13 protein-coding genes are annotated in these 14554 nt (G+C 69.5%); 2 read left to right on the top strand and 11 right to left on the bottom strand.

From position 1 onward, the window contains the following. Positions 1–36 precede the first annotated feature (36 nt). Positions 37–1065 (top strand): trigger factor, encoded by a 1029-nt coding sequence (locus LZ199_RS33005; protein WP_253997729.1) that lies wholly within the window; start codon positions 37–39, stop codon positions 1063–1065. A 21-nt stretch (positions 1066–1086) separates the two neighbouring features. On the opposite strand, the gene LZ199_RS33000 is transcribed toward LZ199_RS33005, so the two are convergent. The 11 genes from LZ199_RS33000 to LZ199_RS46800 form a co-directional block, all read right to left on the bottom strand. Then, on the bottom strand, positions 1087–1455 hold the full coding sequence (locus LZ199_RS33000) for a hypothetical protein (protein WP_253997728.1): 369 nt from the start codon (positions 1453–1455) through the stop codon (positions 1087–1089). A gap of 75 nt (positions 1456–1530) precedes the next feature. Continuing rightward, complete coding sequence (locus tag LZ199_RS32995) at positions 1531–2910, bottom strand: TPM domain-containing protein (RefSeq protein WP_253997727.1); 1380 nt, start codon at positions 2908–2910, stop codon at positions 1531–1533. Continuing rightward, complete coding sequence (locus tag LZ199_RS32990; protein ID WP_253997726.1) at positions 2904–3533, bottom strand: LemA family protein; 630 nt, start codon at positions 3531–3533, stop codon at positions 2904–2906. The genes LZ199_RS32995 and LZ199_RS32990 overlap by 7 nt, the downstream gene beginning before the upstream one ends. Beyond that, the gene (locus LZ199_RS32985; protein ID WP_253997725.1) at positions 3530–3982 is read right to left on the bottom strand and encodes a TPM domain-containing protein; all 453 of its coding nucleotides are present in this window, start codon (positions 3980–3982) and stop codon (positions 3530–3532) included. Before LZ199_RS32985 ends, LZ199_RS32990 begins: the two co-directional genes overlap by 4 nt. An 84-nt stretch (positions 3983–4066) precedes the next feature. Next, positions 4067–4489, bottom strand: coding sequence for a hypothetical protein (locus LZ199_RS32980; RefSeq protein WP_253997724.1), 423 nt, complete (start codon positions 4487–4489; stop codon positions 4067–4069). A gap of 287 nt (positions 4490–4776) precedes the next feature. Then, positions 4777–7929, bottom strand: coding sequence for an efflux RND transporter permease subunit (locus tag LZ199_RS32975; protein ID WP_253997723.1), 3153 nt, complete (start codon positions 7927–7929; stop codon positions 4777–4779). A 22-nt stretch (positions 7930–7951) separates the two neighbouring features. After that, positions 7952–9109 carry an efflux RND transporter periplasmic adaptor subunit gene (locus LZ199_RS32970; RefSeq protein WP_253997722.1) on the bottom strand — a complete coding sequence of 386 codons (1158 nt, stop codon included), beginning with the start codon at positions 9107–9109 and terminating at the stop codon, positions 7952–7954. Then, positions 9097–10467, bottom strand: coding sequence for a TolC family protein (locus tag LZ199_RS32965; RefSeq protein ID WP_323390035.1), 1371 nt, complete (start codon positions 10465–10467; stop codon positions 9097–9099). The genes LZ199_RS32970 and LZ199_RS32965 overlap by 13 nt, the downstream gene beginning before the upstream one ends. 118 nt (positions 10468–10585) lie before the next feature. Further along, positions 10586–11338 (bottom strand): outer membrane lipoprotein-sorting protein, encoded by a 753-nt coding sequence (locus LZ199_RS32960; protein ID WP_253997720.1) that lies wholly within the window; start codon positions 11336–11338, stop codon positions 10586–10588. 173 nt (positions 11339–11511) lie between these two features. After that, positions 11512–12318: a LytR/AlgR family response regulator transcription factor gene (locus LZ199_RS32955; protein WP_253997719.1), complete on the bottom strand. Its 807-nt coding sequence runs from the start codon at positions 12316–12318 to the stop codon at positions 11512–11514. Beyond that, complete coding sequence (locus LZ199_RS46800; RefSeq protein WP_253997718.1) at positions 12315–13496, bottom strand: sensor histidine kinase; 1182 nt, start codon at positions 13494–13496, stop codon at positions 12315–12317. Before LZ199_RS46800 ends, LZ199_RS32955 begins: the two co-directional genes overlap by 4 nt. A gap of 170 nt (positions 13497–13666) precedes the next feature. Here LZ199_RS46800 and LZ199_RS32945 point away from each other — a divergent pair, with 170 nt between their 5' ends. Continuing rightward, positions 13667–14425: a 2OG-Fe(II) oxygenase gene (locus tag LZ199_RS32945; protein WP_253997717.1), complete on the top strand. Its 759-nt coding sequence runs from the start codon at positions 13667–13669 to the stop codon at positions 14423–14425. The last annotated feature ends 129 nt before the right edge of the window (positions 14426–14554 follow it).

The following is a 14554-nucleotide window of genomic DNA, read 5'->3' as shown; positions in this document are numbered from 1 at the left end:
CAAGGACCAGGTCGCGGAGTCGAGCGCCTTCTCAAGATGAGCCCGGTGGTGAGCACCGTCTCCGAGGAGGCCCTCAAGCTTCCCAGCGTGGAGGCCCCCTCCCTGGAGGGAATCTCGGTGCGCGTCCCCACCCCGGACGACCTGACGGAAGAAGAGCTCCTGCGCGCCTTCCACGAGAAGCGCCGGGACCTGGCCACCACGCGCGAGCGTCAACCGGGCGAGTCGCTGGAGCCAGGCGACGACGTGCAGCTCAACATCGTGGGCTACTGCGACGGGCACCTCATCCCCTTCTCCGCGCGCTTCGGCATGAAGACGGAGCTGGCGCCCATCGAAGCGCTGCCCGGGTTCTGCGAGGCCATCGCGGAGGGTGGCAAGGTGGGCGAGTCCATGCAGGTCGCCCTGGAGCTGCCTGACAACTATCCGGTGGAGTCGATGCGGGGGAAGCCCGCGCGCTTCCTCGTGGACATCATCGGCGCCCACCAGGTGACGATGTCGCCGGAGACCAGCCCCGAGTTCCTCGAGAAGCTCGGGATGGGCGCCACCCTGGACGAGGTGATGCTCCGCCTGCGTGACGAGCTGGAGGACGAGGGCGCCGCGGAGCTCTGGGTGCAGGCCCGGGACATGGTGCTGGACGAGGTGGCCCGGCGTGCGCCGGTGGAGCTGCCCCCCGCCCTGGTGGACGAGGAGCTGCGCCGCCGCTGGGTCCAGGCCGAGGGACAGGCCATGGTCGAGTACCAGTTCGACGTCGATGAGCAGCGCGAGGCGCTCCAGGGCTGGCTCACGGACCCCTTCACGCGCGCGGACGCCGAGCGCCGGCTGCACATCGGCATCGTGCTGAAGGCCGTCACCGAGGCGGAGAAGCTTCAGCTCACGCCGGAGAAGCTCGAGCAGCTCGTCCGCGACCACACGGCGCCCTTCGGACTCACGGCGGAGGACGTCCACGCCGCCCTGCGCGAGTCGCCGGAGACGACGAAGCGGCTGACCGAGCTCGCCTGGTACCTGCTCGCCGTGGAGCACGTCATGAACAAGGCGAAGGTCACCTTCGAGGGCGCGGAGGAGGGCTGAGGCGCCTCGCGCGAGCGAGCCTCAGCTCTCGCTGAACCACAGGCCCACGCCGCCCAGCAGGCCCAGCCCCAGGAACAGCGCGGCGAGCCCCCACGTCTGGCCGCGCGACCACCGGAGCGACTCGCCATACCGGTGGCCGCACACCAGGATGAGCAGGGCCAGCCCCAGGCAGATGGAGGCGGGCCCCAGGGCCACCAGCAGCTTGCGCGGCGTGCCGCTCACATCCAGCACGGCCAGCAGCAGCAATGGCCAGAAGCCGATGACGAGCAGGCCAATGACGAGCCCCAGGCCCCACCGGCCCTCGGGCGAGTCCAGCTCCATGAAGTCCAGGAACTTCATCCACCCGGAGCGGTGCTGCTCTCGACGACGTCGGGGTTCAGTGGGATGCACGCGTGGGGACTCCTGGGACACCTTCTAGTGCGGCACGACGCTGATTTGAAGAAGTCGGCGGCGGTGCATGGGCGACTACCAGGAGCTGCTCGCCCCGCCTCCGCCCGACGAGCCACCTCCGCCACTCCAGGAGGAGGACGAGGAGGAAGAGGATGACGACGAGGACGACGAGCTGCTGCTGAACGAGGAAGACGACGAAGAATACGAGGACGACGAGGAAGAACCCCAGGTCGAAGCCAGGGAGGAGAAGAAGGCCGAGAGGAACGAGGGCCGGCTGCTCCCGCCGCCAGGGCGAGACGGCTCAGCGGGCTGGAACTGCTGCCGCCTCCCCGAGCCGGAGCGTCGCTTCCCCTTCTTGTAGCGCTTCTTGGAGGGACGATGGTGGGCAGGCGGGGAATGGCGGGCCGAGACCTCGGCCGCCCGACGCAGGTGCTTCCCCAACCCTTCGAAGACCTCCTGGGCGATGTGCAGGACAAAGAACAGGGGAAGTCCGGAGGGAATCGACAGCGCCACGCCTCCCACCAACAGCGCCAACAGCTCGGTGGCGGGCCGGGTGTCCTGCTCGTTCATGAAGGCCGTGATGAGCGGAGCAATCAACAGTGCGCCGCCCATGCCCCAGTACCCCGACAGGCACAGATGCCACCCACCGGCAGCGAGGGCCAGCATCCCGACACAGCCCAGCATGACCAGCACGGGCGAGAGCTGCTGGGCCATGGCGAGCACGCCCGCGAGGACCGCGCTCCCAGCCACCAGCATCGCCCCCTTGGAGACGACGCTCCGGTCCTTGCGCGCAAGCGTCTTCCACCCAGCCCACACGCCCCCCTCCTTCCACCGGCCCAGGACGGAGATGAGCTTCCAGCGGGCCAGCACTCCGCCCAGCGCGAGGCTCACCAGGAGCATGCCGTAGACGAGCGGGCGGGCATCCACGGGCCCGGATTCGTGCACGTGGTCATGAGCATGCTCGGAGTGCTCCCCCACGACAGGTGCCAGCGGCTCGGCCTCCGAGACCTGCTCCCGCACCCCCGCGACGATGGCCAACAGCGCGTCCGCGAGCCGGCCATCACGCATGAGCGGCCCCTGGGCATCCAACAGGGCCCGCGCCTCGCCATCCGTCAGGCGCGTCTCCACGCCGTAGCCCACCTCCAGGCGCATCCTCCGGTCATCGCGCGCCACGACGAGCAGGACGCCATTGTCCTTGCCCTCCTCCCCGCCCTTCCACTCCTGGAAGACCCGCGCCGCGAAGTCGTCGATGGGCTGCCCCTCCGTCGTGGGCACGAGCAGGACGGCGAGCTGCACCTGCTCCGCGGAGCGCAACGCCACCAGGGACTGGGCGACGGCTTCCTTCTCCTGCGCGCTCAACATCCCGTGCTCATCCGTCACGGGCCGCTCGATGGTCGGCGAGGAGCCCAGCAGCACGGCGGGCAGCAACAGCGTCAGCAGGGCGGCCTTCACCATGTGGAGATCTCCGACGACAGAGGCAATGCGGACGGCAGGCCGCTCAGGCGACCCACCCAGCCGGAAGGAAACGAAGCGGCGGAGGCGTTGTAGTCCGCGGCGCGCTCGTCATACCTGCGCCGCTCCAGGGACACGCGGTTGTCCGCCCCCGTCAGCTCCGCGTCGCGCTCAGGCCCGGGAGTGAGGGTGTCCTGCCGCGCGCGCAGCGCCTCGCGACGCTCCAGGACGTTGCGCACCTGGGCCCGCTGCCGAGCCACCTCCGACAGCGAGGACGTCAGGCCGTTGCGCACCACCAGCCCCGACACAGCGAGCAGCCCCATGAGCGCGGCCCCCACCCAGGCGCCCCGACGCAGCCTCACCGACCGAAGCCGGGCCTGCGCCTCGCGGGCGCGAGCCTCCTGGACCTGCTCCTCGCGACGGCGCGCCAGGGTCTCCAACGCCTGGTCCACATAGCGCGCGGGGATGTCCAGCTCCGCGCCAATGCGCCGCAGGTCCTCCGCCGTGAGCGTCTCCGGCGCGGCGTCCTTCTGCATCAGCCGCGTGGCGGTGGCGAGGAGCTCGTTGACGTCGTCATAGGCCACGTGTGTCGGCGGCGCCCCGGGGGTCCGCTGCGACGTGCTCATGACTGGCTCACCTGGTCCGGCAGCTCGTTCCCCGCGACATCGAGCCCTGGGGCCGCCGTGCGAAGCAGCTCGCCGATGCGCTCCACCGCCGACACCATCCCGGGGACGGCCGCGTCCTCACGGAAGCCCTTCGCCACCAGCTCCACCACGTCCTGCCAGAAGCCCGGCAGCGCGGCGCCATGCACTCCCCGGCCCGCGTAGACGGCGACCTTGCGGTCCTTCACGGCCACGTAGAGCAGGACGCCCGTGTCCTTCGCGGTGCGGCGCATTCCCAGCTGCGCGAAGAGGAGCCGGGCGCGAGACAAGGCATCACCGCCCTCGCAGGTGTGCTCCAGGTGGACGCGAACCTCCCCCCGGTTGCCCGACTCGGCGCGGCGGATGGCGTCCACCAGCTCCGCCTCCTGCGCCTTCCCCAGAATCCGCTTCGAACGAGACCACTGCCAGACCATCCAGCAACGATATGCCAGCGGGCCTCCCTCAACCAGGGCACGGGAGGCACGACCGCTGTGCCGTGCCTCCCGTGCCCTGCTGAATCACGGCCAGACCATCACGATGTTGTGGGCCTCGTAGATGCACGCGTAGCCAAGGACGACGCGCAGGTAGGGCTTGCGGCCGCTGATGTACACGTTGTCGGCGCTGCCTGGCGCCCCATCGTTGAAGTAGACCCCGGCGCCGCCACTCGCGATTCGATTCCGACAGGCGGTGTTCGTCCCCTGATAGCGCAGGCGGATGTTGTTCTTGTTCGCGGGGTTCGCGACGTAGGCGTTGTCCCAGTAGATCCAAAGGTCATCGTTGTCCGAGCCCCACGGCGTCAGCTCGCACTCGATTTTCGAGGTGACATGGGCCGCGGCGCCCGTCCAACCGACCTGGTTGGCATAGGCCGGAACATTGTGGGGATTCAGGACGACCGTGACGCCGGAGTCCCAGTCGGTGTTGTTGCACCCCGGGACGTCCATGCTCCCCACCCCATCTGAGGGAGCGGCGCTGTCCCCGCTGGGAGCCTCCACACGATTCGCTTCGGGACTCACGGGCGCCTCCTGAGGCCCGCCACAGGCAGCAGCGAAAGAGCACAAGCCAATCAACAGAGCACGTCGCACCATGACTGCCTCCCAGAGGGCCATCGAAACAAGGCCACGCCGCATCCATGCGGAGCCTCTCATTCCAAAGCACAATCAGCTCAAGACATTCCCTCCGGGCAGGGCTGGTAAAAGTGCAATGCAATCAAACGAACACCCCAAGGGCGTCAGGTGACCTGCGTCAGCGCATTCCCTGAGCCGCCATTGGCCACACCGACAGGGCGTCGCGCTTCGCCACGCAGCTTCTGCATCAACACATACAGGCCGGGGATGAAGGCGAAGTTCACCACCGTGGACACGAGCATTCCGCCGAACACGGCCGTCCCCAGCGAGTTGCGCGACGCGGCGCCCGCGCCCTCGGCGGTCATCAGCGGCACCACGCCCAGGAGGAAGGCCAGCGACGTCATGAGGATGGGGCGCAGGCGGACCTCCGCCGCCTCCACCACCGCGTCGACGGCGCTCTTGCCGCTCTTTCGCAGCTGCTCCGCGAACTCCACGATGAGGATGGCGTTCTTGCTCGCCAGGCCCACCAGCATGACGAGCCCCAACTGACAGAACACGTCGTTGGCGAACCCCCGCATCCACTGCAGGCCCAGCGCGCCCAGGATGGCCAGGGGCACGGAGAGGATGATGACCAGCGGCAGGCTGAAGCTCTCGTACTGCGCCGCGAGCACCAGGAACACGAACAAGAGCCCCAGGCCGAACATGACCAGCGTCTCTCCCCCGCTCTGTCGCTGCTCCAGGCTGATGCCCGTCCACTCCGCGCTCATGCCCTGCGGAAGGACCTGCGCGGCGAGCGCCTCCATCGCGTCCATGGCCTGACCGGAGGACACACCCGGCGCCGGCTGGCCGCTCAGCTCCACCGCGCGGAAGCGGTTGTAGTGCCGGATGCCCTGCGCGGAGACGGTGGGCACCACCTTCACCAGCGACTCCAGCGGAATCATGTCCCCGCTGTCGCTGCGCACGTAGAAGGCGCCAATGTCATTCGGGCTGTCGCGGAACTGTTGCTCGGCCTGGACATAGACGCGGTACGCGCGATTCGCGTAGTTGAAGTCGTTGACGTACTGGCTGCCCATGTAGACCTGCATCGTGCTGAAAATCTGTTCGATGGGGACCCCCAGCGCCTTGGCCTTCTGCCGGTCCACCTCCACGTCCAACAGCGGCGTGTCCGCGTTGAAGCCCGTGAAGACGCCGCGCAGCTGGCCTTCCTCGTTGCCCCTCGTCATCAGCTCCTGGACCGTGGCGGCGAGCTGATCCAACGAAGACGTACCGGCGACGTCCTCGACCATGAACTGGAAGCCACCGACGCTGCCCACGCCCCGGATGGCCGGAGGCTGAAAGGGCATCACCCGCGCCCCCTCGATGCGCCCGAACGGCTCGCGCAACCGCTCCACCAGCGCGGCCACCGACTGGTCCTTCCCCGGACGCTCGTCCCACGACTTCAGCGGGACGAAGATGTTGGCCATGTTGGGGCCCGTGCCATGGGAGGAGAACCCCCCGTTGGCGAAGATGGCGCGCACCTCCGGCTGCGCCCTCAGCACCTCCTCCACCTGCTCCATCACCTTCTCCGTCTCGCCCAGCGACGTCCCCTCCGGTCCCTGCACGGAGACGAGCAGATAGCCCTGGTCCTCGTCGGGGATGAAGCCCTTGGGCGTGGCCCGGACGAGCGCCACCGTGGCGCCGATGCACAGGAAGAACGCCACCAGGAGGATGACCGGGCGCTTGAGCAGCCCGCGCAGGCTCCGGCCGTATACGACGCGAATCCCGTCGAGCACCTGGTCCACCTTCCGGAAGCCCCCCCACTTCTCCCCGGAGTGGTGCACGAGCATCCGCGCGCTCAAGGTGGGAGTGAGGGTGCACGCGCAGAAGGTGGAGAGCGCCACCGACGCGGCGATGGTCAGCGCGAACTGTCGGTAGATGGCGCCCGTGGTGCCAGGAAAGAGCGCCACCGGGACGAACACCGCCACCAGCACGATGGAGATGGCGATGACCGCGCCAAACACCTCCTTCATGCCTTCGCGAGCCGCCTCCTCGGCCGACAGTTTCCGCTCCACCATGAGCCGCTCGATGTTCTCGATGACCACGATGGCGTCGTCCACCACCAGCCCCGTGGCCAGCGTGAGGCCGAACAGGGTCAGGGTGTTGATGGAGAAGTCCATCAACCGCACGAAGGCGAAGGTGCCCACCAGCGAGACAGGGAGCGTGAGCGCCGTGATGAGCACGCTGCGCCAGCCGTGCAGGAACAGGAAGATGACCAGGATGACGAGGACAATGGCCTCCACCAGCGTCCGGAGCACCTCGTGGACGGTGGCGCGGACCGCGAGCGTGGTGTCCGTGCCCGTCCGGTACGTCATGCCCGGGGGGAACTGCGCGGACAGTCGCTCCAGCTCCTTGAAGACGGCGTCACGCACGTCCAGCGCGTTGGCGGTGGGCAGCTGGAAGGTGGCGATTCCCACGGCCTGCTTGCCGTCGAAGCGCAAGAGCGTGCTGTAGTTCTCCGCGCCCATCTCCACGCGGCCCACGTCCTTCACCCGCACGCTCCTGCCGTCATCCTGGCGCAGCAGGACGATGTCCCCGAACTCCTCCGGCTCCACCAGTCGCCCCCGGGCCCGCACCGCGAGCTGGTAGGGCTGGTTCGCCGCGGAGGGAGGCTGGCCCACCTGGCCCGCGGCCACCTGGAGGTTCTGCTCCTGCAACGCGCGCGTCACGTCCTGCGGGGTGAGCTTGCGCCGCGCCAGCTCCGTCGGGTCCAACCACAGGCGCATGGAGAACTTGCGCTCGCCGAAGATGCGGACTTCACCGACGCCCTTCACGCGCTTGATGGCGTCCTTGAGATTCACATCGGCGTAGTTGCTGAGGAACCTCACGTCGTAGCGGTCATCCGGACTGAAGAGCGCCACGGACAACAGAATCTGGCTGGAGGCCTTGTTGACGACGATGCCCGTCTGGTTCACCTGCGAGGGCAGGCGTGAGGCCGCGCGGCTGACACGGTTCTGCACATCGACGGCGGCGACTTCGATGTCGCGCGTGGACTCGAAGGTGATGATGATTTGGCTGGAGCCGTCGTTGCTGCTGGTGGAGGTGATGTAGCGCATGCCCTCCACGCCGTTGAGCTCCTGCTCCAGGGGTATCGTGACGGCGCTCTCCACGACCTCGGCGCTGGCGCCCACATAGTTGGCCGTCACCGTCACCTGCGGTGGAGCCAGGTCCGGGTATTGGGCGATGGGCAGCGTCGGGATGGCGATGGCCCCCACCAACGTCAACAGGATGGAGCAGACGATGGCGAAGACGGGCCTGCGGATGAAGAAGTCGATGAACATGGTGCGCTTGGGTCCCCTGCGCTCAGCGCGGGTTCTCGTGAGGGGTGTTTCGCGCGGCCTCGGCGCGGGGGGCGGATGCGGCGGCCTTCACCGTCACGGGCATGCCGTCTCGCAGCGCCTGGATGGCCGAGACGGCCACGCGGTCTCCCGCCTTGAGCCCTCCCTCCACGACATAGGTCCTGTCCCCCAGCGGACCCAGGGTGATGGGGCGGCGAGCCACCACCGTCCTGCCCTCCTCCTCGTGCACCACCAGCGCGAAGGGCTGGCCGCTCTGGCGCACCACCGCGAGCGCCGGAATCTGCAGGGCGTCACGGTGGGAGTAGACGATGCGCGTGCGCACCAGCTCGCTGGGACGCAGGCCCACGGTGTTGCGGAAGGCGGCCTTCACCTCCACCAACTGGGTGCGCGGGTCGGCCTGGGGCGCGATGAAGAAGACGGTGCTGGTGAGCGCCACCCTGCCCTGGGCGTCGAGGACCTCCAGCACCGTGTCGGGCTTCATCGAGCGTGCGCGGAACGACGGCACGGAGACGCTCACCTCCAGGACCTCCGCCTGCGCCACGCTGGTCAGCTCCGTGGAGGCGCCGACGAAGTCGCCCACGCGCACCAGCACGTCACCGACGGTGCCGGCGAAGGGAGCACGCACCACGTTGAGCTGGAGCTGCACCTGGCGCTGCGTCACCTGCGCCGCGGAGGAGCGCGCCGCGGCCTCGGAGGCCTGCACCTGGGCGCGGGCCCCCTCCAGCTCCTGCTCGCTCGCGAGGCCCTCTCCATGGAGCGCCTGTGTGCGGGCCAGCGTGCGGCGCGACAGCTCCAGGTTCACCTGTGACGAGCTGAGCAGGGCCTGGGCGCTGTCGAGCGCGGCCGACTCCTCTCTCGCGTCCACCTCCACCAGCGGCGCGCCTTCCTCCACCTGCTGTCCGGGACGCACGGGGATGCGGCGCACGGCGCCCGCCACCTGAGGCAGCACCGTGACGCTTCGCCGCGACAACAGCGAGCCCAGGTACTCGCTGGTGTCCCGCACCTCCTGGGGAGCCAGCACCACCACCTCCACCTCGCGAGGAGGAGGCGCCGCCGGGGCCGCCTTCTGCCCCGAACACCCCGCCACCGTCGCCAGCACCGCCACACGCCACACCGACTTCTTCAGCGCCTCGAGGGGACGCACCCACTTCACCAGTCGCACCGGGCCTCCGTCAGGAATGCGGCCAGGCGGGCCTGGACTCGCTCGAATTCACGCAGCACCAGGTTCAGCTCCGCCTGGCGAAGGGCCGCTCCGCTCTGCACCAGCTCGAGGCTGCTGCCACGGCCCACTTCAAAAGCCCGGCGGGTGAGCTTGTCGGTCCGCTCCGCGAGCGCTCTCGACTCCACTGCCGTCTTCACCAGCGCCTCGGCGACCTCCACACCGCGCCGCGCCTGGGTCACCTCCAGCGCGACATCGCGATGCGCGCCCTCCAGCGCCGCCGCTGCTTGCGCCTCCACGCCCGTGCGCTCGCGCACCAGGCCCTCGCGTCCGCCACCCTCCCAGAGGGGCACCGACAGCACGGCGGCGACGTTCCAGGTGGCGAACCGGCCGAAGCCCGGGTCCGTGGTGAGCCCCAAGAGGGTGCTGGAGAGGCCCAGCGTGGGCAGATAGCCCGCGGACGCCTGACGCCGGCTGTCACGCGCGGACTCCACCTGCGCGCGCGCCGCCAGCAGATCCGCCCGCGCATCCAGGCGCTCCAGCGGCGCGCAATCCTGGCGTGTCTGCTCCACCAATCCCTGGAGGTTGAAGGTCGGGTCCACCCCCACCGCGTGGCCGAAGCCCAGCGAGAGTCCCAGCGCCTCGCGGGCCTGGCGCAGCTGCTCGTCACCGGCGATGAGCACGCCGCGCGCCACCGCCACGTCCTGACTCACGCGCACCACGTCCAACGGCGTGCCCGCGCCCAGCTCGAAGGTGCGCTGGGTGAGGGCCGCGCTCTCCAGGGCCCGCCGCAGGCCCACGCGGTTGATTTCGGCGGCGCGCTCGGCGGCCACGGTGGCCACCAACGCCTGCGCCAGCCCCAGCGTGAGGCGACGCCGGACGTCCTGGAGACTCGCCACCGCGCTCTCTTCCGAGGCCCTGGACGACGACAGCCCTCGCCACGCGCTCAGGTCCACCACGGACTGCGTCAGCGTCGCGGTGACGGTGCCCAGCGGCACCGTGGGCATGCGCCCGCTCGCGCCAGCGCCGGTCCCCAGGCCCGGGTTCACCACCGCGGGCGTGTCGGGGTTGAGCACGTCCAGGGCCACGCTGGCCTGGACACGTGCGTTGGGCAGCAGCGCCGACAGCGCCTGGCGCCAGCGGCCACTCGCGCGGTGCACCCCGGCTTCCATGCCGCGCAGGTCCGTGGACCGCTCGCGCACCAGGGCCAGCGCCTCCTCCCAGGTCGTCACCCGCTGTGCGGCGGCGGGGACGGGGGCGAGCATCGCGTCCTCCACCCTGGGTGGGGCGGCGACGGGAGGAGGCTCGGATTGAACGGACGCGGCGACGAGCGCGAGGAGAAGGACGGAAGAGGTTGCCATACGCCAGACGTGGATGGAGGAAGGGAACCACCGCTCGAAGTCGCGCTCCCTTCCCTGGTGGGGTTGGCACGCTCGAGCGCGCGGAGGACACGCTCGGGAGCGAGGGCAGGCGGTGCGGCTAGCCGCGCGGGGGCGCCAGCTTGAAGACGGAGGCGTCGATGGGCGCGTCGTAGCGCGCGGCATGGAGGACCTTCTCACCGTGCTGGCCGTCGCCCTCCCACTTCAGGCGGTGGCTCACCACGATTCCGTCCACGGTGCGGAAGTCGGAGTAGGAGATGGCCTTGTTGTACGGCTTGCCCTCGTGGATTCCCGCATAGGTGCGGCGCACCTCCAGGAAGGACTTCTGGTCGATGAAGCGGACCTCGGTGGTGGAGCCACGGGTGAGGACGAGCTTGAACGTGGGAGCGCCGTTCACCTCCTCCACCCCGTCCATCGCCAGCGCGACGCCCCGGCCCTTCGGGTCCAGCAGGGCGTCGTCGAAGAACGCGCCCTCGGCCATCGCCTTGTTCTTCTCCCCCTCTACCCGTCGAGGCGCGGCCGAGCCCTCCACCATCCAGAGCTGGCTTCCGTCGAACAGCTTGGTGAACTGGGTGCCGTTGGTGACGGTGTCGTGGCGCACGAGGTTGGGACGAGCCCGGCGCACGGTGGTGGTGGTGACGGTGTCACCCTCCGTGGCGACGACGGTGAACTGATAGGACTTCGCGGCCTTGAGCCGCTCCTTGCCGCCCAGGGCCTTGAGGTGTTTGTCGATGACCGTCTGGAGCGACAACTTGCCCTGGGTGCACTCGGCACCTTCGCCAGCGGTGGCGAGGGCGGGGGCGAACATCAGACCGAGGGCGAGCAACGAGGAAACAAGAGACCTGCGCGGCATGGAGTGCCTCCGTGGGTGACTGGGTGACGGGAGGCACAGTGCACTCGCGAGCGCCGCGCGGGCGGAGTGTTCAGCCGGTGGGGACAGACATGCGGCGAACCGGCCCCACCGTGCGGCGAACGGGCCAGGTGGCTCGCGCGACCGGAGAGCGTCCGTGCCGCGAGCCTCGCGGCTCAGCGCAGGTGCTGGAACTTCTCGCGGTGACTGCGAGCGACGCGCAGCTCCGCGCCACCGGTGAGCACCACCACCAGGTCCCTGCGGCCCTCGCTGCGCAGCTCGCGGATGCGGCTCGAGTTGACGATGGCCGAGCGGTGGATGCGCATGAAGCGCTCCGGGTCCAGGCGCGCCTCCAGCCCCTGCATCGTCTCGCGGTGGAGGTAGGCCTTTCCGCCCGCGTGAATCTGCACGTAGTAGTCGGCCGCCTCGATGTATTCGATTTCGTCCACGTCCAGGAACACCACGCGGCCCGAGTCTCGGATGGCGAGCCGGCGCACCCATCGCTCGGTCGCCGTGGGAGCCGGCGTCGGCGCAGGAGCGCCATCACGCTCGCCATAGGTGGAGAGCACGGACATCAGTCGCTGACTGAGGTCGGACATCCGCGCCAGGCGAATCTGGGCCTTGGCGCGTCCGATGGCGTCGTGGAACCGGTCGTCCCGGAACGGCTTGAGCAGGTAGTCGAGCGCGTGGATGTCGAAGGCGCGCAGGGCGTAGCGGTCATACGCGGTGACGAAGATGACGGCGGGCACCTCGCCCGGTCCCAGGTGGGAGAGCACCTCGAAGCCGTTGAGCTCCGGCATCTGGACGTCCAGCAAGACCAGGTCCGGGCGCTGCTCGCGGATGAGGCGCACGGCCTCCGGGCCATTGCCTGCCTCGCCCACCACGCTGACCTCGGGGTCCGCGGCCAACAGCAGGCGCAGTCCCTCGCGCGCCAGGGGCTCGTCATCCACGACGAGCGTGCGGATGGCGACGGCGGCGTTCATGTCGCGAGCGCCTCCGCCGAAGCCGCCTGGAAGGGCAGCTCCAACCTGGCGCGCACCCCACCCCCAGCGCGGTTCTCCAAAGTGAAGACGTGGCCCGCGCCATAGAGCTGGTTCAGGCGGGCGCGCACGTTGGCGACGCCGATGCAGCCATCATGACGGTCCCAGCCAGGAGCGAGCCCGGGGCCATCATCGAGCACCTCCAGCACCAGCCGCGCCCCCTCTCGCGAGGCGCGCAGCTCTACGCGTCCCGCTCCGGAGCGGGTGGCGAGGCCGTGCTTGATGGCGTTCTCCACCAAGGGCTGGAGGATGAGGCTGGGCACGAGCGCGCTGAGCGTCGCGGAGTCGATGGCACGCACCACCTGGAGCCGGTCCTGGAAGCGGGTCTGCTCGATGTCGAGGTAGCGCTCCAGGAAGTCGAGGTCCTCGTGGAAGGGGACGAGCTGGCGGCCGGTGCTGTTGAGCGCCATGCGCAGCAGCTCACTCACACCGGTGAGCATGCGGATGGAGCCCGCGGTGTCCTGCTTGCGCACGAGGACGGAGATGGCGTTGAGCGTGTTGAAGAGGAAGTGCGGGTGGAGCTGGGCGCGCAGGGCATCGAGCTGCGCGTGGACCAGGCGCGTCTCGAGCTGGGACTGGGCCAGCTCGCCCTCGCGGTAGCGGCGGTGGTACTCGACGGCGGAGCCGCTGGCGACGATGACGCCGTAGACGAGCAGGCTGGTCACGACGTACTTGGCCATCAACAGGGGCAGGAGCTGGCCCAGGGAGCCATCGCTGATCAGCTTCTCTCCCACGGCCCGGGAGAGGAAGAAGATGAGCGTCGCGTAGGGAACCATGACCGCGGCGAGGGCCGTCAGGTGGACCGCGAGGCTCCGGGGCCAGACGCCGCGCTCCAGGCGAAAGCGCCGTCCCAGCGCGAGGATGAGCGGCGTGACGAACGCCCAGTACTGCCAGGGCGGCACCTGCATCACCAGCGCCCGGGTAAAGGGGTACGTGGGGTCCTTGGCCTGGGCGTAGAACCACGTGTGGCTCGCGGTGATGATGCCCGGCACGGCGAAGATGAGCATCAACCACGGCAGGCCGCGCACCAGCTGGAGCAGCGCGGACGCGGAGGGAGCCGGCCGGAGGGTCGCGGCGGAGGACAACAGGACGGAGCTCGCGACGGGAGAGGTGGATTCCACGGCCAGTGGATTCTACGCCCGAACCCAGGCCCCGTCCGAGCGGGAGCAGCCAACGGGCTCCGGCGTGCAGCGAACGGGCCTGCTTGCAGCCTTGCCTGGGGAGCGGAAATCCTGCTCGGCTGGCAGGCGGCCCGTCTGCGTTCGAGGCATGGTGGAGTGAAGGAGCATCCGTGAGCGTCGCGACCCTCGAAGAAGGCCCGCTGCGGGGGCCTGGTTTCTTTCTCAGCCGGACAGCGCTGCGAGCGCTCGCGCTGGCCCATCGCGACCGCTACGGCGGCGCACGGCCACATCCCCACGTCGTCATCGATGGCTTCCTGGGGGAGCCGCTGGCGTCAGGACTGGCCGGAGTCTTCCCCGGCGCCACGGACGCCAACTGGAAGCGACGCGACCACCAGGAACAGGCGGCTCGCCTGGGACAGCTTCAGCGCAAGGCGTTCGAGGACGTGCCTGGAGCGCTCCGACATCTGTTGTCGGAGTTCTCCAGCATGTCGTTCATCGACTTCCTGGAGACGCTCACCGGCGTGCAGGGGCTCATCGCGGACCCCCACTTCCGGGGCGCCGGGCTGCACCTCACGTTGCGCGGAGGCCACCTCGCGCTGCACGCCGACTTCAACCGCGACCGCTTCCGCGCGCTCTCACGGCGGCTCACCGTCCTCTACTACCTGAACCCCGGCTGGGAGTCCGCCTGGGGCGGCGACCTGGAGCTGTGGACCGCCGACCTCTCCCAGTGCGAGACGCGCATCGCGCCGCTGCTGGACCGCCTGGTCGTGATGGCCCATGGCGACACGCACTGGCATGGCCACCCCACCCCGCTGGAGTGTCCCGAGGGGCGGGGGCGCGCGGCCGTCGCGGCCTACTTCTACACCGCGCAGGAGTCACCCGACGCGCCAGAGGCCCACAGCGCCATCTGGGCGCCGCCGCGTCCCTAGGCCCAATGCCGGTCAGTTAGGGCGGGGGCGTTTCACCCACTTCTTGTCGTAGTTGCTCATTTTTATCTTTACGACTCGTGGGTAGCGCCTCTCGCTCCTTCGTTCCGGGAGTAGAAGCAGTCCCAGGTG

This window comes from Myxococcus qinghaiensis, from assembly GCF_024198215.1.
Taxonomy (GTDB): domain Bacteria; phylum Myxococcota; class Myxococcia; order Myxococcales; family Myxococcaceae; genus Myxococcus; species Myxococcus qinghaiensis.
Note: the sequence above shows the minus strand (reverse complement) of the source record. Positions and strands in the feature narration are given on the sequence as shown.

Coding starts and splice junctions, on each gene's coding strand:
- LZ199_RS33005 (WP_253997729.1), top strand. CDS start 37: ATGAGCCCGGTGGTGAGCACCGTCTCCGAGGAGGCCCTCAAGCTTCCC.
- LZ199_RS32995 (WP_253997727.1), bottom strand. CDS start 2,910: ATGGTGAAGGCCGCCCTGCTGACGCTGTTGCTGCCCGCCGTGCTGCTG.
- LZ199_RS32990 (WP_253997726.1), bottom strand. CDS start 3,533: ATGAGCACGTCGCAGCGGACCCCCGGGGCGCCGCCGACACACGTGGCC.
- LZ199_RS32985 (WP_253997725.1), bottom strand. CDS start 3,982: ATGGTCTGGCAGTGGTCTCGTTCGAAGCGGATTCTGGGGAAGGCGCAG.
- LZ199_RS32980 (WP_253997724.1), bottom strand. CDS start 4,489: ATGGACGTCCCGGGGTGCAACAACACCGACTGGGACTCCGGCGTCACG.
- LZ199_RS32975 (WP_253997723.1), bottom strand. CDS start 7,929: ATGTTCATCGACTTCTTCATCCGCAGGCCCGTCTTCGCCATCGTCTGC.
- LZ199_RS32965 (WP_323390035.1), bottom strand. CDS start 10,467: ATGGCAACCTCTTCCGTCCTTCTCCTCGCGCTCGTCGCCGCGTCCGTT.
- LZ199_RS32960 (WP_253997720.1), bottom strand. CDS start 11,338: ATGCCGCGCAGGTCTCTTGTTTCCTCGTTGCTCGCCCTCGGTCTGATG.
- LZ199_RS32955 (WP_253997719.1), bottom strand. CDS start 12,318: ATGAACGCCGCCGTCGCCATCCGCACGCTCGTCGTGGATGACGAGCCC.